General features: G+C 51.5%; 12 protein-coding genes. 8 read left to right on the forward strand and 4 right to left on the reverse strand.

Annotation, left to right across the window (positions count from 1 at the left end; genetic code table 11):
* Positions 1-85: 85 nt before the first annotated feature.
* The 3 genes from IEY24_RS23300 (at position 86) to IEY24_RS23310 (ending at position 4,275) form a co-directional block, all read left to right on the forward strand.
* Entirely contained in the window at positions 86-2,800 is a 2,715-nt protein-coding gene (locus tag IEY24_RS23300) for a glycoside hydrolase family 9 protein (protein WP_188936602.1), read from the forward strand.
* Positions 2,801-2,921: 121 nt separating this feature from the next.
* On the forward strand, positions 2,922-3,836 hold the full coding sequence (locus IEY24_RS23305) for an SPFH domain-containing protein (RefSeq protein ID WP_188936603.1): 915 nt from the start codon (positions 2,922-2,924) through the stop codon (positions 3,834-3,836).
* A 4-nt stretch (positions 3,837-3,840) separates the two neighbouring features.
* Entirely contained in the window at positions 3,841-4,275 is a 435-nt protein-coding gene (locus IEY24_RS23310) for an NfeD family protein (protein WP_188936604.1), read from the forward strand.
* A 73-nt stretch (positions 4,276-4,348) separates the two neighbouring features.
* Here IEY24_RS23310 and pafA (IEY24_RS23315) read toward each other — a convergent pair whose 3' ends face one another.
* From pafA (IEY24_RS23315) to IEY24_RS23325, 3 genes are all read right to left on the reverse strand, one after another.
* Positions 4,349-5,989 (reverse strand): alkaline phosphatase PafA, encoded by a 1,641-nt coding sequence (pafA, locus tag IEY24_RS23315; RefSeq protein ID WP_188937351.1) that lies wholly within the window; start codon positions 5,987-5,989, stop codon positions 4,349-4,351.
* A gap of 105 nt (positions 5,990-6,094) precedes the next feature.
* Positions 6,095-7,768, reverse strand: a complete 1,674-nt coding sequence (gene pafA, locus IEY24_RS23320; protein ID WP_188936606.1) for an alkaline phosphatase PafA — start codon at positions 7,766-7,768, stop codon at positions 6,095-6,097.
* Positions 7,769-7,896: 128 nt separating this feature from the next.
* Positions 7,897-10,707 carry a M16 family metallopeptidase gene (locus IEY24_RS23325; RefSeq protein ID WP_188936608.1) on the reverse strand — a complete coding sequence of 937 codons (2,811 nt, stop codon included), beginning with the start codon at positions 10,705-10,707 and terminating at the stop codon, positions 7,897-7,899.
* 178 nt (positions 10,708-10,885) lie between these two features.
* On the opposite strand from IEY24_RS23325, the gene IEY24_RS23330 reads away from it, so the two are divergent.
* The gene (locus IEY24_RS23330; RefSeq protein ID WP_188936611.1) at positions 10,886-11,281 is read left to right on the forward strand and encodes a hypothetical protein; all 396 of its coding nucleotides are present in this window, start codon (positions 10,886-10,888) and stop codon (positions 11,279-11,281) included.
* 27 nt (positions 11,282-11,308) lie between these two features.
* Entirely contained in the window at positions 11,309-11,836 is a 528-nt protein-coding gene (locus IEY24_RS23335) for an acyl-CoA thioesterase (RefSeq protein ID WP_188936613.1), read from the forward strand.
* Here IEY24_RS23335 and IEY24_RS23340 read toward each other — a convergent pair.
* Positions 11,826-16,424, reverse strand: a complete 4,599-nt coding sequence (locus IEY24_RS23340) for a translocation/assembly module TamB domain-containing protein (protein WP_188936620.1) — start codon at positions 16,422-16,424, stop codon at positions 11,826-11,828. The two genes, IEY24_RS23335 and IEY24_RS23340, sit on opposite strands and share 11 nt — an antisense overlap.
* A 69-nt stretch (positions 16,425-16,493) precedes the next feature.
* Here IEY24_RS23340 and tsaD point away from each other — a divergent pair, with 69 nt between their 5' ends.
* Genes tsaD through IEY24_RS23355 form a run of 3 tightly spaced genes read left to right on the forward strand, consistent with a single transcriptional unit; the run spans position 16,494 to position 20,497 of the window.
* Positions 16,494-17,492 carry a tRNA (adenosine(37)-N6)-threonylcarbamoyltransferase complex transferase subunit TsaD gene (gene tsaD / locus IEY24_RS23345; RefSeq protein WP_188936622.1) on the forward strand — a complete coding sequence of 333 codons (999 nt, stop codon included), beginning with the start codon at positions 16,494-16,496 and terminating at the stop codon, positions 17,490-17,492.
* Positions 17,493-17,519: 27 nt separating this feature from the next.
* Positions 17,520-19,151: a T9SS type A sorting domain-containing protein gene (locus IEY24_RS23350; RefSeq protein WP_188936624.1), complete on the forward strand. Its 1,632-nt coding sequence runs from the start codon at positions 17,520-17,522 to the stop codon at positions 19,149-19,151.
* Positions 19,148-20,497 (forward strand): IPT/TIG domain-containing protein, encoded by a 1,350-nt coding sequence (locus IEY24_RS23355; protein ID WP_188936626.1) that lies wholly within the window; start codon positions 19,148-19,150, stop codon positions 20,495-20,497. Before IEY24_RS23350 ends, IEY24_RS23355 begins: the two co-directional genes overlap by 4 nt.
* The last annotated feature ends 8 nt before the right edge of the window (positions 20,498-20,505 follow it).

Genomic DNA, 20,505 nt, shown 5'->3' on the forward strand with positions numbered 1-20,505 from the left:
TCGACGGTTGGGAGTTCCTATTCATTTTGCTGTTAAAACGGCACAGGTATCGCTGCTACCTCTTCCAAATCAAACATGAAATGTGATGGGAAGAGCGATTTTATTCATGATCATGCTGGTGGCCGGCAGCGCAAATGCCTGGCAAGCCGGCTCACTACCCGGAAGCCCGGGCATAACATCTGCACCGGTTTCCGACCGCGTTATTCTACTGACGATCAGCGAAAGATTCGATACCACAGGATGCCACAACACGAGCCGTTACTCGGCACATGCTACGAACGATCCTGACTATCAAACCACCGCCAATCCGGTTCTTATCGGCCTGCATAGTTTTGTCAAAGGTCTTTCATCTGCCGGCGAGCCCGATATTGTTTTTGAACTATACCTGATTTTTGGCAAACCATTCAAAAACGGTAAGGTCTATCGCCTGCAAGCCGATGCGATCCGTGATTCCGACGGCAACGAAACAGCAGTGGATATCACTTTTACATTCAGCGACACCGAAATCCGCGGCAATGTGAAGGCCAATCAGATCGGATACCTGCCGGAAGGGCCGAAGTTAGGGAAATTAGGAAGGTTTCTGGGTGACGCCTGGTTTATGCCTGTCGATACTATTTCACCGCCGCCATTCCAGGTGATCGGGACCGACCAGCAACCTGTTTTCAGCGGAACATGTCAATATCTCAAACCAGACTACGCATTCAGTGGCGAACGGGTATTTGAGATAGATTTTTCGTCATGGCAAACGCCCGGCCAATACTTCATTTACGTTCCCGGTTACGGCAGGTCGGAGGCCTTCACCATTTCCGCGGATTGCTACAATGAACTCTATTACAACACGACAAGGGCGTTGTATTACCAGCGTTCGGGGAAGCTCGAAGCGGCACAAGCCGGTGCATGGGCACGTGAAGGTTTACCGTCCCAAACGGCGCAAATCCATACCTCGCATGTCAATTCTCCATTACATTCATCTTCGGATTATCCGCCCGGAACTGACATTCCCATGCAATACGGATGGCTCGATGCAGGCGATTACGGGCGCTACGTGCCCACGGCAGCCAGCGCTTTGTTCGTCCTGTTCACAGCATTTGAACTCTATCCTGAAAAATTCCCCGACAAGCATTTGAACCTTCCCGAAAGCGGCAACGGCATTCCCGACTGGCTCGATGAAGCCAGATATGAAACCGATTGGCTTATGCAAATGCAGGCACCCGACGGCGGAGTGTACTTCCGGGTCACCCCGGCGACATGGTCGCAGGGCCTGCCCGGCGACGAGCATAACACATTGTATATTTCGGAAAAGACGACACAATCCACAGCGCTCTTCGCCGCGTCGATGGCTATGGCCGCCCGGAGTTTTAAGAAATACAATGCGACTTACGCGGCTTCCTGCCTCGAAAAAGCCCGCCAGGCATGGGCATTCCTGAAAGATCATCCCACTCCTACCCCGCCTGTTGATGTGCCTGGCATCAATGCAGGCCCGTACCCCGATCCGATCGATGCGGATAACCGGGCCTGGGCAGCCGCAGAGCTCTACAAAACAACCGGCGAAAACCTCTACAATACAGATTTCAACGAATGGTATTCCCAGATCCCACACCAGTTCCACGCGACCATGAGCTGGCAGCAGCATACTTTCAAAGCGGCCTGGGCCTATTCCACCACGTCTTTCCCAGTGAATACGGCATTCGTGGACGAATTCAAGGCCAGGCTGAATGGTGAAGTACTATTCAATTATTTCAACCGAACCATGAAAATCCACGCCTATCACGGCGCCTACCATCATTTCAAAGGCTATATCGGGTACGGTTCGTTCGGGATGGCACAGAGCTATGCATTCGATTACATCCTGTTTGCTTCCCTTCTCCAAAAACCCGAATTGCTGGATTATGCCAAAATTCAACTGGACATCCCGCTCGGCAACAATCCACTCTCGCAATGTTTCATTACCGGTGCCGGCAAGTATTCGCCTAAGTACCCGCTGCATTGGTCGACAGTACCCGGCAAGTTCGCGGAGCCGGTCCCCGGTGTGCCGGTATTCGGGCCGACGGCCTCGCTGTTGATGAACAGGCCATCCAGCTTCGCCATTCAGGACCCGCAGAACCGCTACCCGCTGGGTTATCGCAAAGAAGACCCTTACCCTGTGTTGCGGCGCTACACCGATGCGCGCCAGGCTGTGGAAATGGCAGAATTTACCGTGCAGGAAATGAGTGTTACTGCTGCGGCCTTTGCGTTTTTCAGCAGCATTATCAATAAAGCGTTACCGGTACGGCTGGAAAAATTTGAAATAGAAACCCGGGAATGCAATGTCAGGCTGTGGTGGAGCACTTCCGAAGAAACCGACGCCGACTACTTTTCCATCGAGCGGAGTACAGACGGTAGGAATTTCAGGGAGATAGGCAAGGTAAATGCAGCCGGAACTTCCAAAACAACCCGGCATTACACCTTTGACGACCTTTCACCCAACCTGGCCAATTACTATCGCCTCAGGATCTTCGATACCGACAGCACATTCGAGAATTCGTCCATCCGGTTTGCGCGTCTGCGTTGCAGGCAGGTGAAGTGGTATGTTGTTCCGGCGAGCCGTCATATTTACCGGATTATATTTCAGAATGAAGCAGATAGTCGGGGCCCGCATTATTCCGCCAGGGTCTATAACGGACTGGGAATCGCGGTCAGGGCAACTTCCTCTCCCAGGCTCACGTTCGAAACCACCGGATTGCCTTCGGGCGTGTACGTTGTACGACTGTACGGAAAGAGAGGTGAAGACCTCGGCAGTCAAAGGATTTTGATCCCATAGCCAGGGAACCATTTATCCGGCGGTTCGACCGACGGGCACCGTTACCTTACATTAGTCCGAGACCGGTAGGAATGACGGTGCCTTCGTGTTATTTTCGCCATAGACCTTAAAACGACTTGTTATGACCCCTTTCATTGTTCTGCTCGTCCTGGTGGTACTCACCATTCTGATGACCGTCAAGGTTGTCCCACAGCAAAGTGCTTATATTCTGGAACGTTTGGGGAAATTTTACGCCGTGCTTCAACCGGGCGTCAATTTCATCATCCCCTTTTTCGACCGGATCGCCTATAAGTACACGCTTAAAGAAGCCGCTGTGGATATTCCCGAGCAGATCTGTATCACCCGCGATAACGTGCAGGTGCGCATGGACGGGGTCATCTTTATTCAGGTAATCGATCCCAGAAAAGCAGCATACGGTATTTCGGACTACACTTTTGCTGTAATACAATTGGCTCAAACCACCATGCGGAGCGAGATCGGCAAGCTGGATCTGGACAAGACATTTGAAGAACGTATGACCATTAACCGTGCCGTAGTGGAATCCATCGACGAGGCGGCAACGGGCTGGGGCGTGAAAGTACTCCGCTACGAAATCAAGAACATTACCCCGCCCCAAAGCGTGTTGATAGCCATGGAAAAGCAAATGCAGGCCGAACGTGAACGGCGCGCGGTGATTCTGCAATCGGATGGTGAAAAACAGGCGGCAATCAATGTGGCCGAGGGGCAAAAGCAGAAGGTAGTACTGGAATCGGAAGGTATCCGTTTACGACAAATCAACGAGGCGGAAGGTGAGGCTTCTGCATTGAAATCGGTTGCAGAAGCTACTGCTGAGAGTATCCGGCTAGTGGCTCAGGCGATTCGCGAAGAAGGTGGCGCCGAGGCTGTGCAGTTGAAAGTAGCCGAAAACTATGTAGAGCAATTTGGTAAAATAGCCAAAGCCGGTAACACGCTGATCCTCCCCGCCAACCTGGCCGATATGGGCTCGCTCATAGCCACCGCATTAACCGTAGTCAAGTCATCAGAACAGAAGCACTAGTATCATGGATTTGACCTTACCACAGATTTGGCTCATCGTAGGACTGGTAATGCTTCTGGCAGAACTGATCAGCGTGATGCTCGTGTTCGTATTTTTCGCGGCAGGCGCATTAATAACCTCCCTATTTACCTCAATCGGACTGCTGCCAAGCACCGAAAGCCAGATATTGGCCTTTTCAGCGATTTCACTGGTTTCGTTGCTCGTACTCCGCAAACACGCGCGCAAACTCCTCGAACGCCGGTCCGCAGCAGAATACAGCGAGTTTACCGGCGAAACAGCCATGGTCATTCGCGACATTCCCGACAATGGCGAAGGCCGTATCTATTACCGCGGTGCCGAATGGAAAGCCATTTCAGAAACTCATCACAACATTCCTGCCGGCAGCAAAGTTGTGATCAAGAAAACGGACGGTATTGTCCTGATAGTGGAAGAATCCTGAATTGAAAACAGATCAAAAAAAGCCGTGAGCACGATCGGGTCGTACTCACGGCTTTTTAATTTACAACACAAAATTACTTTTTCAGCGCTTCCTCCACCGGAAGTCCGATGTTCCCGCTGCCTGGCAGGATGTGCAACAACGCAGAAATGGTAGGCGCGATGTCGCAAACCGAAGTTCTCCTTACGGTCTCCCCTTTATTAATTCCCCATCCGAACATGACAAATGGCACCTGGGTGTCGTAGTTGTAAGGCGTGCCGTGTGAAGTTCCCGTGGAAGTGCCATAGAACCAGCCCGGCTGAGAAATCACCTGCAAATCACCGCTGCGTTTTGCATTTACATTGTTTTTATACAATTCCAACTGATAGCTGTTAAGTGGCGCCTTGCCCATGTCGGTCAGGTCGATCACATCCGCGATACCCGGTACGGTCAAAGCCGCGTCACGTACCACGCTATACACGGCTGCGAGGGTAATGTTTTTCTTTCTTAAAAGGCTGTGGTCGAAATAGAGCTGGTTGTTGTCTGTCGCTACCACATACTTATCTTTCCCAAAAGCCGCATTCAGCGCATCGGTAACGGAGTTGGTCAGCAACTTGCGGTCGACAAGGCCAGCCGGCAGTTTATGCTCCTGCGCAAAACCGGGAACATCCACTACACCATGGTCCGCGGTGAGGAACACTGTATATTGACCTTTTCCTACCCAGCCATCCAGGAAGTTGAACAAATCCGCAAATTCACGGTCCAAACGCAGAAAATCGTCCTGCTGCTCAACCGAGTTCGGTCCAACCCGGTGCCCGATCTTGTCCGTCGAAGAAAAGCTGATCGCGAGAAAGTCGGTATCTTTTCCTTTTCCAAGTTGCTCACCTTTGATGGCTTCGATAGCCATTTCTTTCGTGAGGGTGTTGCCCCAGGGCGTGTCGGTCACAATCCCGAAAGCGTCGCCCGACATGCCCATAAGCTCATAAGGGAACACCGGCCTCTTAGCGCCCGGCAATTTGCCTTCCCAAGCCACGTCGTCGGGAGAACTTTGCGTGTAAGCATCCGCAGTTAGCAAAAGGTCCCAGCCTTTTTTGAGATATTCGGAAGGCATTTTCTTCGCATTATAATCCTTCGCCCATTGCGGCAGGTCGTCCATATAATAGGTACTGCTCACCCAGTTACCGGTTTTGGAATCAAACCAGTACGCTGCATTTGCCGCGTGACCGGCGGGAAGGATCGAACCACGGTCTTTAATGGCAACACCGATGGTTTTCGAGCGGAAGTTCGTCGCAATGCGGAGCTGATCGGTGACGGTGCTCACGAGCAGGTTTTTGGGAGACATTTTACCTACTGCCACATTGTTACTTCCGACGGTCTTTACAGTGCTGTCTTCCACACAATACACATCCTGCTTCACAATGGGGTCGTACCATTCATTGCCGACGATCCCGTTGATTGCAGGAATAGAGCCCGTGTAGGCCGACGCGTGCCCGGCAGCGGTAACTGTAAGCGCGTAGCTGTAATGATTGTTGCGGCAGTTAAAACCCTCATTCATCATTCTTTTGAAACCGCCTTCGGTATACTGGTCATAATACCGGTACAGGTAATCGTAACGCATTTGATCCACCACAATACCTACAACCAATTTTGGACGGGCAAGCGCAGTCGCCTTCGTGGCCGCGGTCTTTGGAGGGGTGACCTTCTTCGGGGTTTGCGCAGAAACGGCCGTAGTTGCCATTGCAGCCATTACCCAGCAAGCTAATTTTCTCACAATTAAGGGATTTAGGTAAAACAAAAAACTGCGGAACCCGGTATGGCCCCGCAGCGGATATCCTTTTTCAAATTACTTTTTCAATGCTTCCTGCACGGGATTGCCCACATTCCCGCTCGGCGGCAATATGTGCAGCAATGCCGAAATGGTTGGTGCAATATCGGCAATGGAAGTGCGACGAAGCGTTTCGCCTTTGTTGATACCCCAGCCGTACAACAGGAAAGGAACGTGCGTATCGTAATTGTAAGGTGTGCCGTGATCCGTACCGGTGCTCATAGTCGAGGCAAACCAGCCCGGCTGCAACAATACCTGCAAGTCGCCGCTGCGTTTGGCATTAATATTGTTCTTAAACAATTCCAACTGATAGGTGTTCAACGGTGCTTTGCCCATATCGCGCAGGTTGATCACATCGGCCACGCCGTCCACGGCTAGCAATGCATCACGCAAAGTCTGATACACATCCGTAACGGTGATCTTTTTCTCTTTCAGGATTGCCTTGTTGAGGTAAAGTTGGTAGTTTTCAAATGCAGAAACATATTCCGCCTCACCATATGCGTCGTTCAAGGTTTTCACAATGGTGCGGGTCAGGGTGGTCGCATTCATGAGTCCCGCGGGCAACTTATGCTCTTGCCAGAATGCAGGCACATCCATCGCACCGTGGTCCGCGGTGAGGAACACGGTATAATTACCTTTTCCGGCCCAGCTATCGAGGAAGTTGAAGAAATCGGCAAATTCTCTGTCCAATTTCAGGTAGTCGTCCTCTTGCTCCACCGAGTTCGGGCCAAACATGTGGCCAATGCGGTCGGGAGACGAGAAGCTCACCGCCAGGAAATCCGTTTCCGCACCTTTTCCAAGATTTTCTCCCTTAATCGCCGCGATGGCCATTTCTTTGGTGATGGTATTGCCCCATGGCGAGGTAGTCAACGGACCATACGCATCGCCCGCATTGCCCGTAAGATCGTGCGGAAATACTGGCTTGGCTGCGTTTGAAAGCTTGCCTTCCCAGGGCACGTCGTCAGGCGAGCTTTGAGTATATTGTTCAATGGGGAGGAGCGTATTCCAGCCTTTTCCCATGTATTCGGCAGGCTTTTTCTGACTGTTAAAGTCGGTAGCCCATTGTGGCAGGCTATTCATATAATACGTACTCGTCACGAAATTTCCGGTTTTGGAATCGAACCAGTAAGCGCCTGATGCTGCGTGACCTGCCGGGAGAATGGACGCGCGGTCTTTAATCGCGACTCCGACGGTCTTGGAACGAAAATTCGTGGCAATGCGGAGCTGGTCGGTTACGGTAGTTACCAGGAGGTTTTTCGGTGACATTTTACCCACCGTCACATTGCTACTCCCTACCGTTGCCACCGTGTTGTCGTCCGTACAATATACATTTTTGGCCTGCGCGGCGTCATACCAGTCGTTGCCCACGATACCGTTCATGGCAGGCATCGAGCCGGTATAAACCGCCGAATGGCCCGCCGCCGTTACAGTCAATGCGTAGTGATAATGGTTATTCCGGCAGTTGAAGCCTTCATTGATGAGTCTTTTCAGACCGCCCTCCTTGTATTTGTCGTAATACCGGTACAGGTAATCGTAACGCATTTGGTCAACAACCATACCGACCACCAATTTCGGCCTTTCCAGCCTGGTAACCGAAGGACTGGTTTTAGGTTTAGTTTGACTAAAAACCGGTTGACTGAGAACAAGCCCGGTGAACAAAACTCTGAGAAGCGGATGGTAGATCAATTTCATGTCGATGCTATTGACAGCAGTAAGGTTCCTGTAAGTACTCGACAAAGATAAAGATGTACTACGTTTAAAAGCAGAAAACCGGCGTGCTTTTCACGACCGGTTTTCTGAATCTTAATCTTATTCTAATCTTACTTTTTATCGCTTCCACCAAGCTGGGCCGGCGCTCCGGCTGCCGGGGCACCTTTTTTAGCTTTTTCAAAATCGCCCGCTTTGATGATCACGAGCTTGTTGTAATCAATATGCTTGTTGAATGCGGCCTTGATCTGATCCGGCGTCAGCGCGTCGATCTTTTTCTCGAAATCCGCATCCCATTGCATCGTGCGGTTCAAATAGAGGTTGCTGGTAAGCGTGTTCGTCAACGAGGCATCCTGTGAGCGAGCCACTTGCCGCGATTGCAGGTAACCCGATTTAGCAGCCTTCAATTCATCGGCTGTGAATCCTTCCTTCATTACTTTGTCGATCTCTTCCTTGAATGCGGCTTCCAGTTTTTCGGCATTCTGCGGGGCGTAAATGGCGTACGACATAAATGTTGCATTCTTATCCAGCGGACTAGCCGAGAACTGCGAACCTACGCCGTAGCTCAATCCCTCTTTTTGGCGGATGCGGGTAGCGAGGCGTGAGTTCAAAAACCCGCCTCCGAGCATGTAGTTACCCATAATCAACGCCGGATAATCAGGGTCGGTGTCCTGCAACGGCAAATTCAGCCCCGCAACAAACATCGCATTCGCCTTGTCGGGCGCTTCGATGGATTTGTTTTCCGACTTCACGACCTGATATGGCGATGCAATGCGTGTAAAGGGCTTAGCACTCTTCCAGCTTCCGAACTCATCGTTCAGGATTTTCTGGATCTCCTCTTTGTCGAAATCCCCTACAACTGTTGCAGATGCATTGTTAGCTCCATAAAAATCCTTGTGGAACTGACGGATCTGATCGATCGTGGTCGTTTTAATACCTTCCACATCTTCATCGAAAGTGCCTACATAACGTACGTCGCTCTTTGGGTAAGGTGAGACAATGCGGCGGTACTGGTTGAATGCGATCGCCTGCGGTTCGCTTCGTTGCGATTCGATGCCTGCGAGCTCCTCCTGTTTCAGTTTTTCAAACTCGTTTTCGTCCAGCGCGGGGGTTTTCAAAACCTCGGCTACCAGTTTCATCACCGCCGGCAGGTTTTCTTTTGTTGTTTCAATGCTGGCCCCGGCCTGGTTTGCAGCACCGAAGAAACTCACGCGCGCTTTCAGGCGGTCGAACTCGTCTTTCACTTGTTGGCGGGTCTTGGTTTTGGTACCCTTGTCGAGCATCGATCCCGTGAGGTCGGAGATGGTCGCCTTGTTTTGCAGGCTTTTCTCGTCACCGTAACGCAATGTAATGCGCGCGGCTACTACGTTTCCACGGGTCTTTTTGGGCAACAATGCGGTTTCAATGGTATTGGCTTTCTCGACCCGCGCGGTGCGGCTTTCCACATTCGCCGGTGACGGGTCAAAAGCTTCGCCTTCGGCTACTACCGCTTCGCCTTTGTAGTCTTTTACGAGATCGGCTACTTTCGGCGCTTCGGGGATTTCGGCCCTTACCGAATTAGCTTCCGGCGTAAATGTACCGAGCGTACGGTTGGATGGTTTGAGATAGTATTGCGCAACGCGGGCCACATCCTCCGGCGTTACCTTACGGATATTGTCACGGAACAGGAATGCAAGCCGCCAGTCGCCGGTCGCGATCGCTTCGCTGATGCTCAACCCTACCCTTTCGGAGTTACGGAATTCCAGGTCCCAGTTTTTGAGAATGGTCGTTTTGGCACGTTCGACGTCTTCTTTCGACGGTTTCACGATCGCCGCCGAGTCGAGCGTGGCTACAAATGCTTTTCTGGCTTCATCCAGCGACTTTTCCTTCAAAATTTCAGCCCCGAACAACACGAATCCCGGGTCGTACAGCTGGAAACTGTAACCGAATTGCGAAGATGCTTTCTTGGTATCGACCAGGTTTTTGTACAATCTGCCGTTCGGCTCGGTAGTCAGCACTTCGGTGAACACTTCCATGGCGGGGTAATCTGCGTGTGAGCCGGGCATGATGTGGTACATCGCCATGAGCATTTGCACGTCGCCGGTCCTTTTGAGTTCTACAAAACGCTCGCCGTCCTGCGTAGGCTCTACGGTGTAGGATTTAGGCAGGACGCGGGTGGGTTTTGGGATTTTCCCAAAATATTCGTTGATCAACGCCAGCGTTTTGGCTTCGTCGATCTTGCCTGCAACGGTCAGTACCGCATTGTCGGGCTGGTAGTATCTTTTGTAAAAGGCTTGCAGGTTTTCAATGGGTACACGTTCGATATCGGACCGGTTACCGATCGTCGATTTGCCATAGTTATGCCAGAGGTAGCCGCCCGAAATCACGCGCTGCATCAGCACACGTCCAGGGTCGTTTTCACCGGATTCGAATTCGTTGCGTACTACGCTGAATTCGCTGTCGAGGTCTTTTTTTGCGATGAACGAGTTCACCATCCGGTCCGATTCGAGGTCGAGCGCCCATTTGAGGTTTTCGTCTGAGGCCGAAAAGGTTTCGAAATAGTTGGTACGGTCATACCATGTTGTACCGTTGGGCCGTGCGCCGTGCTCAGTGAGCTCCTGCGGGATGTTGGTATGCTTTGGAGAGCCTTTGAATACAAGGTGTTCCAAAAGGTGGGCCATACCGGTTTCTCCATAACCTTCGTGACGGGATCCCACGAGGTAAGTGACGTTCACCGTAACGGTCGGCTTCGAAGGATCGGGAAACATCAGCACTTTCAGACCGTTTTCGAGATTATATTCCGTGATCCCTTCAACGGATGTCACCTTCGTAATCCCTTTCGGCAATTGCTGCGCTTCGGAAGGCATTGCCAGCATTGCAGCAAGCATCATTCCGACGAGCGAGCCCTGCCTGAACAAATTTGTTCTTCTAGATTTCATGACCATATTAAAATCAATTAGTTTAGATTTATAATCCTTGAAAATAATGCACAATATCACATTTAACAATGGATTGGTGACAAATGGCAAAATAATATACGTTGCAACATAATGTCGTGCCTGGTGTGTATGGGTTGCATGCAAGCCGCCAACAGTTTTTAAATATGTCCCCCATTGAAAGAGAATGATCAAGATTAAAAAAGCCCCCCTTTTGTTTTCCTTCCTGGCAGCCGTTGTGCTGTCCGCCTGTGCCGGCACCGGCATACCGATTTCATCCAATACCAAATATCCTATCGAGGTCCTGTACGACAACCAGCCGCTGGAACGCCCCTATTCCGAACTCGCGGTGGTGGAGATAGGCAGCGAGGATTCGCTGACGGCCGATCAGACGAAGGATAAAAGAATGATGTTCCGGGGCAATGATGCCAAAACCAAAGAGCTCCTTACCGCGCGCCTGGTGATGAAGGCCCAGAAGATCGGGGCCGATGCGATTATCAATGTCAAATACAAATATTATACAAGCGTGAATAAGGAAGGCTATATGCTGAGCGGGCTGGCCGTGCGCTACCGTGGAGAATAACACTTCTAACAAGATAAACTAAAAACCATGCTGTTTACTGCCAAACTGTCCGACATGCCCGTAGAGGCGGAATCGAGGGTGATCATCCGGTTCCAGGATTGCGACCCGCTGATGCATTTGAACAACTCCAAATATTTCGATTACTTTTTCAACGCGCGGGAAGACCAGGTTTCCAAATTGTATGGTTTCAGTTTTGAAGCGATGTTCCGCGAGCTGCGTACGAGCTGGGTCGTGTACCAGCACCAGATCGCGTACGTAAGGCCCGCGCGTATCAGCGAATGGGTGCGCATTACCTCGCGTGTGATATATTATAACGAGGACACGATGGTGACCGAATATTTCATGACCAACGACCTCCGTACCGAGCTCAAAACCGTACTCTGGACCACTTCGAAGCATATTAATGTCGCCACAGGCCAGCGCGTACCGCATCCGCAGGAAGTGATGGATTACCTGGGTGCCACCTGCGTACCGGGGCTTGATTTCCCAACCTTGCATTTCAACGACCGCATTCACGCGATCAAGCAGGAATTGGCGGCAGGCGCTAGCGCGTAGATTCTTTTTCTGAAATCAATTTCCTCGTCGTGTCCTGTCGCGTAGAGTCCGCTGGCAGGAAAGGGATCCGCACACCCGGTTTCGGAGCGCGGGTGAAGCGGTTGAAGCTATGGGTAAATTGCATGCTCACACCGCCGGTCGTGAAGGTGCCTGTATTGCTCAACAAGTTGTTCTGGATATTCCGGTTATAGGCTTTCACACGCACCGAGCCCTTTGCATTCAGCCAGTATTCCAATGTCCATTCACCAAGCAGACTCGCCGCGTCGTACTGCGAAGAGCCTGTCTGCGATTGTGTGCCGGAGGTAAAACGTCCGTCACGCGTTACACGGAAGCGATCGTTCAGAAAGCGGTACGAAAAGCGTAGTTGCAGGTTGTTCAAGGCATTCTGGTCGAGTGAGAGGCCCGACACCCCGACTTCGAGATTCTCATTAATACCCGAAGCCCAGCGGCTGATCTGGTTCGATACGAGCTCGCTGATACTGCTACCGAGGAAGTTCTGGCTGCCAACCGTTGCGAGGCTGCTTTCGGGTAGCAGCTGGTTCACTACTAGCAGACTACTCACCTGTCGGCTCAGCTCCTGTTCGTCGGATTTCAGCTTGTTCTGAAATGCTTCCAGCTGGCCCCGGTAAGTGCTCAAAGATGGGTTATCGAGGATTTTGAGATCATACCGGATGGTAGGCGACATCAGCCGCTCCGACAACCCGATGGTCACTTCCACCGGATACCTCCTCGACAATGCATCGCCGCTCCCCGTTCCCAGGTTACTGGTGTTCGGCAATACGCCCGCCAGTGACACCATCTGCGTGTACCCGGCTTTTACATCCAGCTGCGCGCCGTAGGGATCACCCGCCCATATGATCTTACTTCCCGGCTTGATATTGAACTTCTTGTTAATGACGTTTTGCAATGTAAAGTTGTACTCGCCCTTATCAATCTCATACGTACCCGCCATCGTAAAATCTCCCTGCGTATCGATGTTCAGGTTGAGACGTCCACTGCCGTTTCCACGCAGCACGTCGCCGGTTTGCCTGTCGAAAATAATCTCGCAGGTTGCATCGGGTGTGAGGTTGAAGTTGAAATCCATTTTGATCCCGCCGGCGATCTGGCTCCGGGCGGCGGAATCGGCCGGAGTGCCAGTGGTACTGTCGGCCGGCGCCATTTTACTAACAAACTGAATATAATCCTGCGTTACCACTTCGGTAGCTCCGTCCAGCGGAATGTGAATGCGGGTGCCTTTGTTACTCGTCACATTGGCTTCGATATTGAGGTTGTCGATCGGGCCATACACTGCCACCGGGCCGGTGACATAGGCCGTTCCATAGAATGTATCATTATCTTTTGCACTGGTATTTAATATCTTGAAGTTCCGGAGGTCGGCATTGAAACCGAGGGAAAAGTACTTGAAACCGTCATGAAAAACCCCGCCGCGCAACGTGGCCGTATTGCCATCGGAGTCGGTGACGAGGATATTGTTGCCCGTGATCTCGCTTTCCGTAAAATTGATTTTATCACTGAACGTAAATACCGATTGGAGGTAATCGAATTTCATCCGACCCTTGTCGACCGTCAGCGAACCTTCCAAAACCGGCGCGTCGACAACGCCCCTGATCGATACCACGCCTTGTGCCGTGCCGCTGATGTCGGACACGAGGCCTTCGGCGAAAGGTTCGAGCGCTTTGAAATCCGCCTGGTTGAAAATAGCTTTCAGGTTCAGCGTATTCGTTTCAAGTTTCGGGCGATATGAACCCACCAGGCTGAAAACACGCCTCGCATTCTTATTAAGCTGTGCGTCGACCTGCAACTCGCTGGTCGTCTGGTCCCAATCGCCGGTACCGAGCAGGTTTCCGAACTCGTACTGGGCATAGCCGAGGCCTTCAATGGCAAAGTTCGCATCGAGGATCACACTGTTATAAATGTCCTTCACCTTCGCCGAGCCGTCCATAATCCCCGAAAGTTTGGTATTGAAAACGGGGTTCAAACTGGCCAGTTTGAAGTTCTTGATATCCAGCAATAAGCTCTTTTCCGGGTCTTCGGAAGCAGTACCACTCAGGAAAATACGCTGCTTGCCGTTCACCAATCCGAGGTTCGACATCGTAAAGTCATTGCCGACAATCGAAATAAGGCTTTCCGAAGGCACATTCCATTCCTCGTCGAGCAGATTGAGTTTTGAATTTTTAAAACCAATATCGAGGCCCGCCGGCAAGAACCGTATCTCACCCGCGAGATTAGCCAGGTTGGTACTTTTGACCTGGTGAATGGCTCCGTTGAAATCGATATGGTCGACATCCCAGGTTCCTTCCAGCTCCATTTTTTCCGTAGGCACCATCTTGCTGATCTGCTGCTTGTCGGAAGTGACGAGAATGGATGCGAGTACTTCGGCGCTGTTCACGAATTTCGAGGTAGTAACATCCACCTCCGCTTTCATAAAGTGGTTTTTACCGTAGCTCACTGTATCCGATACCGCGTTCAAAGTCAGTATCGCCGTATTATCCATCTTAAAAATCCCCTCCACTTTGGCCCCACGGGAGACGTAAATATCCGGACTGAGAAATGCCAGGAAGCGCGATAGGTTGTGGGTTTCCACCGAATAGTCGATCTCGTACCTGCGCGACAGCATCTTTAAGGGCTTTCTGGCGTAGTACTCATTCCTGCTGGCCTCATTTTCAAAAAAATACAATTTATATTCTCCCAAAACCTGGCTCACATCGTTCCATGCCTGCGTCGGCAGGAAATTGCCTTCCACTTTGGCTGTCAGGAACTCGCTATTGAGCTGCAACCGGCGCTTGCCGAGCTCGTTTCTCGAAGAAAAAACGAGCGTATCCACCACCAGGTTTCGCTCCTTATTGGTCATAACCAGGTAAGTATTGAGTAATCTGGCATCTCCTACCAGTTCGTCGACCGTATTCCCGGTCACATTCACATTCAGCTGCGTGCGGAGTGTAATCGGGTCCTCGCTGAAACCGAGTTCTTTCAGATTGGCTTTTTCGATCACTCCCTTGACGTCGAACATGTTCTGCTGTTTGGAAAGGTCGAACTCGCCGTCGAGGCTCACCACCAGGTTGCTGTCGCGGGAGCTAACAAGGCCATTGAAATACTGGTTTTGTAAATTCCCTTTCAACCGGATGTTTTTATAGTCGTAATTGCGAAAACCAATACGGTGCACGATCGCATTCATATCGGCGGAAGCGAAAGAAAGTTCTAATCCTTTTCCGTACACCTTCCCTTCAAAATCGAGCTCCTGCCAGTTGTCCTCATCTTCCAATAAAGTTCCCAGCCCGAAAGACGCCGTTTTAACCTCGCCGGAATAAGTGGTAGTTTTGGCATCCGCGATGTGAAAAACGAGATCGCCGGACACTTCGCCGAGCTCCGACGAGGCCGACGCATTCACTGCAAAATCTTCGAGTGTTCCTTTGAATGTACCATCCAACAACGTGTAACCGAACTTTTGCAGATCGGGGTGCATGTCCCATTCGGGATAATACTGCACCAGGTCCACAGGATCGATTTTGGAGACCGACAGCCGGATATCCATCAGCACGCCCTCGATCTTAGGAAGTCCCTTGAAACCAATATCGCCGATGAGCCTGCTGTTTTTCCCAAAACGCAGATCCGTATTCGAGAGCACAAAGTCATCGACCTTACCGTTGAAATCACCGGATATCAGCCAGGTTTCATTCAAAGCATCGATATAACTTGAAAATAACCCCAAGTCCTGCGAATCCACCCGGCTCCCGATCAGGTGCCCTTTCATGCGGATCTTATGGTTAAAATCGCCCAGTTCGCCCGAACGGTTGTAGTAGAATATCACTTCGTCTTTCAGGTGCGAATTGCCGATGTGTGCGTCGAGCTCCTTCAACTCCATTTTTTTCTGGCAAAAAAGGAATTTCGTATCGAGATCATGCATTTCCAGGCCGGTCTGCTTATCGACCGTTTTCAGGTTTTTGGCACGAAATGCAATGGTATCCCCCTGAACGAGGAAATCGCTGAGCTCTCCGTAGAGGTGTTTGAGGCTGAAATGCGAGTAATCGAACACCCGTGCACCACGGTCGCGGGGCTGGCGGGGATCGTCATAACCGAAAGTACCGTCGATTACCTTCGCTTTTCCGATGATGAAAGGGGTGTTGTTCTCGGGCGCGTTGGGCGGCCGGGGTACGGCCGGCGCAGTGAGTTCATTAATGCGGGCGATGAACCCGTCGATATTGAGATCGCCCGATTTGGGAACGATAACTAAATGGACATTCGGCTGGAAAACATTGACCTCGTCGAGAAAAATCTCCGTGGCCGAATCACGGATGATGTTGTTGAGATTCAGGTTTACATCGAGCCGGCCGACGTCGATCATGTCTGCGCCTGAGGTATCTTTGACCGAAACCCCTTCGAGCGAAACCACGTCGAACCATTTGATATTGACCTTTCCTATGCTGATAGGATACCCGAGTTTGCCGGAAATATCAGCCGTAAGATACCCGACGGCCCAGGTTTGAACCGAAGGCAGCTGCAATGCCGTAGTAGCAATCCCAAGCGCCAGCAGCACGAAGATGACAACTACGATCAGACCATTACCAAGCGCCTTCAGGAATTTTAACATATACAGCTTCGCAGCAGGATACTGCTTATCTTATTGTTAATGCTTAATTTTGCGAATATTTTCCACAGTATGAATATCCTCGCAATTGAATCGTCGTGCGACGAAACCTCCGCAGCTGTTATAACAAACGGGAATATCCGCTCCAATGTTGTTGCTACGCAACTCATCCACACCCAGTACGGCGGCGTCGTTCCCGAGCTCGCCTCGCGGGCGCATCAGCAACATATTCTGCCTGTGGTGGACAAAGCATTGAATGACGCAAAAATAGCAAAAAAAGACCTGGATGCCATTGCTTTTACCAAGGGACCGGGTTTGCTGGGTGCTTTGCTGGTGGGCACCTCGTTCGCGAAATCGATGGCGCTCGGGCTGGACATTCCGCTGATCGAGATCAACCACATGCAGGCGCACGTGCTGGCGCACTTCATCGACGCCCCCAAACCGGCCTTCCCGTTCCTGTGCCTTACCGTGAGCGGCGGACACACGCAGATTGTGAAAGTGACCGGCCCGCTGGACATGGAAATCATCGGAGAAACCCGCGACGACGCCGTGGGTGAGGCTTTTGATAAAACTGCCAAGCTACTCGACCTGCCATATCCCGGAGGCCCGCTGATCGATAAATATGCCGCGCAGGGGAATCCCCAAGCCTATCCTTTCCCGCTTCCGGAAATACCCGGGCTGGACTTTTCATTCAGCGGCATCAAAACTTCGTTTCTGTATTTTCTCCAAAAGCAGGTCCGCCTGAACCCGGAGTTTATCAGGGAAAATATAGCCGACATTTGTGCCAGCATTCAGTTTACATTGATTGATATTCTCCTGAAAAAACTGAAAAAGGCATCCCGCGAAACCGGTATCAAAGAGATTGCGATCGCTGGTGGTGTTTCCGCTAACTCAGGTTTACGTAAATCGCTGCAGGAACTCGGCGACCAGCTCGGCTGGAATGTGTATATTCCTGCTTTCGAGTATTGTACCGACAATGCGGCGATGATCGCCATTGCAGCGCACTACAAGTTCGAAGCAGGCGAGTTCTGCGACCAGACGGTGAGCCCGCTTGCGAGAATGGAGTTTTAAAGCAATATGAAACCTTAACAGGATGGTATGAAACACTTTTGCCTGGGCATTCTATTTCTATCAATCCTGTCGGGCATAGCAAATCCCCTTTTTGCACAAACGGCCCGGGTGCTTCGCAACGACCTGACGATCAAACCATTCTTCCGCATCGAAGGCACCGACACCCAAACCAGGATCGCTTACGACGCTTCCGACAAGTCGTTTTACACCATTGCCTGGAATGGCGACCTGTTTCACATTACCACGAACGTGTCGGGAAGTCATACCATTGAAAGGTTGGCTTCGGCACAGGACCATGGTATTAATTACCTTCAAGGGCTCGCATTGCACGAAGGAAGCGTTCACCTGGTGGGTAATGTCGTTATCGCGCAGGGTGTTTCGGGGTACGGAAAGGCCGTTAAAGCGAAGCTAACCGGTAGCAAGCTCGGTTGGACCGAGGTATTCAAAACTTCGGAACACGCCTCTTCCAAAACACTCTTCGACCACGCGTTCAGTGCCATCTGCTTTTCGCCCGATGGCAAGGATATGTACATCGCCAGCGGCTCTCGCACCGATCATGGTGAAGTAAAGGACAATGAAGGCCGCTACCCCGGTCTCCGCGAAGTGGCATTGACCAGCTGCATTTTCAAAATACCTGCTAATACCGAAAACCTGCTGCTATCCAACGACTCGGTTGCGCTCGCACCTTACGTACATGTGCGCGGCGTGCGCAATGCATTCAGCCTCGCATTCGCGGCCAATGGCGATCTGTTTAGCGTTGAAAATTCCGGCGACCGCGACGACCCCGAGGAAATGAACTGGATCAGGCCCGGCGCGCATTATGGTTTTCCCTGGGAAATGGGCGGGAATGATACGCCTATGCAGTTTGCAGGATACAAGCCGGGCGACGACAGGCTCATCAACCGCAATTACACCGCCTACCAGATCGGCGCATTTCATGACGACAAACAATACCCCAAAAAGCCGCAGAACCTGACTTTCCGCAAACCAATCCTGAATGCCGGTCCGGATGCCGACATGTACCGCGACGCTGCTACCGGCAAGGTGCTGGACGCCAGCGAAAGCGGCACTACTATCAGCACATTCACCGCTCACAGGTCTCCGCTGGGTTTGGTTTTTGATATAAAATCAGGATTTGGAGGTGAATACAAAGGCAAAGGGTTTGTGTTGAACTTTCAGGAAGGCTCTGCTACTTACGGACCGATGCAAGATCCGGGCCAAGACCTGCTGATGCTCGATTTGAAGAAAAACGCAGCCGGCGACAACTATACATTGAATGCCCACCGCATTGCCGCCGACTTTTTCCAGCCTACCGATGCAGAAATCGTGGACAACAAATTATACGTGTTGGAAGGCCAGGGGCAGATTTGGGAGATCAGCTTTCCGAGGGAGGTGGTGACAGGCTTGGAGCCATCACGCAATGCTTTCAGCGTATACCCGAATCCGATCCGCGGCAAAATGCAGATCGAGGGGTCATTAACCCAACAGAATGTACAAATGACCGTTACCGACATGACCGGCCGCGCGCTGATCCTTGAAAAAAGGCAGGTGAACGGCAAAACAGAGCTGGATGTTTCCAAACTTCCGGCAGGCGCTTATGTGCTTCAACTTGAATCGCAGCAACAACAGGTTACCACCCGATTTATCATTAACCCGTGAAAGCATTCCTATTATTTACATTAATAACCGTTTCGGCGATCTGGCTATCGTGCGGCGACGCTCCGTCGCCAACGCCGCCCGTTACCGGCGGTAAGGAGGCCCCCGAATTGAGCGGCTTCTCTCCGCTTTCAGGCAAAAAGGGTACTGTTATTAAAATACAAGGCAAGCATTTCGGAAGCGATGCGTCAAAAGTATCGCTGCAAATCAATGGATTGAAAGCAACGATCAATGCGGTCACCGATACTGAAATTACCGCCGTCGTACCCGAGAAATGTGGTTTAGCGAAGCTGGTATTAACCGTGAACAGCAAAGAAGTCACTTCGGCGGCAGCATTCCGCTACCTCTATACCGTCACTACGAGCTACTTCTCGGGCAGCGGGAAGGGCGACGACGGCAAAGACGGCGGCTACACGGACGGTACGCCGCAACAATCGGAATTCAGGACGTTGTACAACATTGCAACCGACAGCAAGGGCGTCATGTTCGCCGCCGATCTTGGCAATTGCATGGTAAGGCGCATTGAAACCGATGGCAGCACTTCCACCCTGGCTGGCGCAGAGCAGGGAGGCTTTAAGGACGGCAAAGGCAACCAGGCATTGATGAAGTTCCCTATCGGCATCGAACTCGCTCCCGACGGGTCCATTTACGTAGCCGATCAGGAAAACCACGCCATCAGAAGGGTATTTTCCGACGGCACGCTGGTGACCGTAGCCGGCGAGCCCGACAAGCCCGGCACAGCGGATGGCGGCCTGGCGTCAGCCCAATTCAAAAGGCCCTATGGCGTAAAACTGGACAAAACAGGCGTGCTCTGGATTTGCGATACCGAGAATGGCCTGATCAGGAAATTGGCGGACAGCCAGGTTACCACTTTCGCCGGCAGTACGCCCGGTTATGCGGACGGCAAACTTAGGGAGGCGAAGTTTTATATGCCTTCTTATCTTAATTTCGACCAAAACGGAAACATTTTCGTCGCCGATAAACACAACCATTGCATTCGCAAAATCACCCAGGACGGCCTGGTAACCACCTTCTCCGGAACGCCCACCAAAAGCGGTTACCGCGACGGCGAAGCCGGCCAGGCGATGTTCAACCAGCCCTGCAATATCCAGATCGATAAACTCGGAAATCTTTATGTAAACGATTTATGGAACCATTGCATCCGCCTCGTATACCCCGACGGGTACGTTGCAACGCTCGCGGGCAAGGGCGGAACGGGAGGGTACAAGGAAGGCCCGGGAGAAAATGCACTTTTTAAACATCCGCAAGGGTGTACTTTGGACAAAGACGGAAATCTTTTTGTTACGGATTCAGCCAACCAACGTATACGCAAGCTGACTATCGAATAATCATGGCC

This window comes from Dyadobacter endophyticus (assembly GCF_014641595.1).
Lineage (GTDB): Bacteria > Bacteroidota > Bacteroidia > Cytophagales > Spirosomataceae > Dyadobacter > Dyadobacter endophyticus.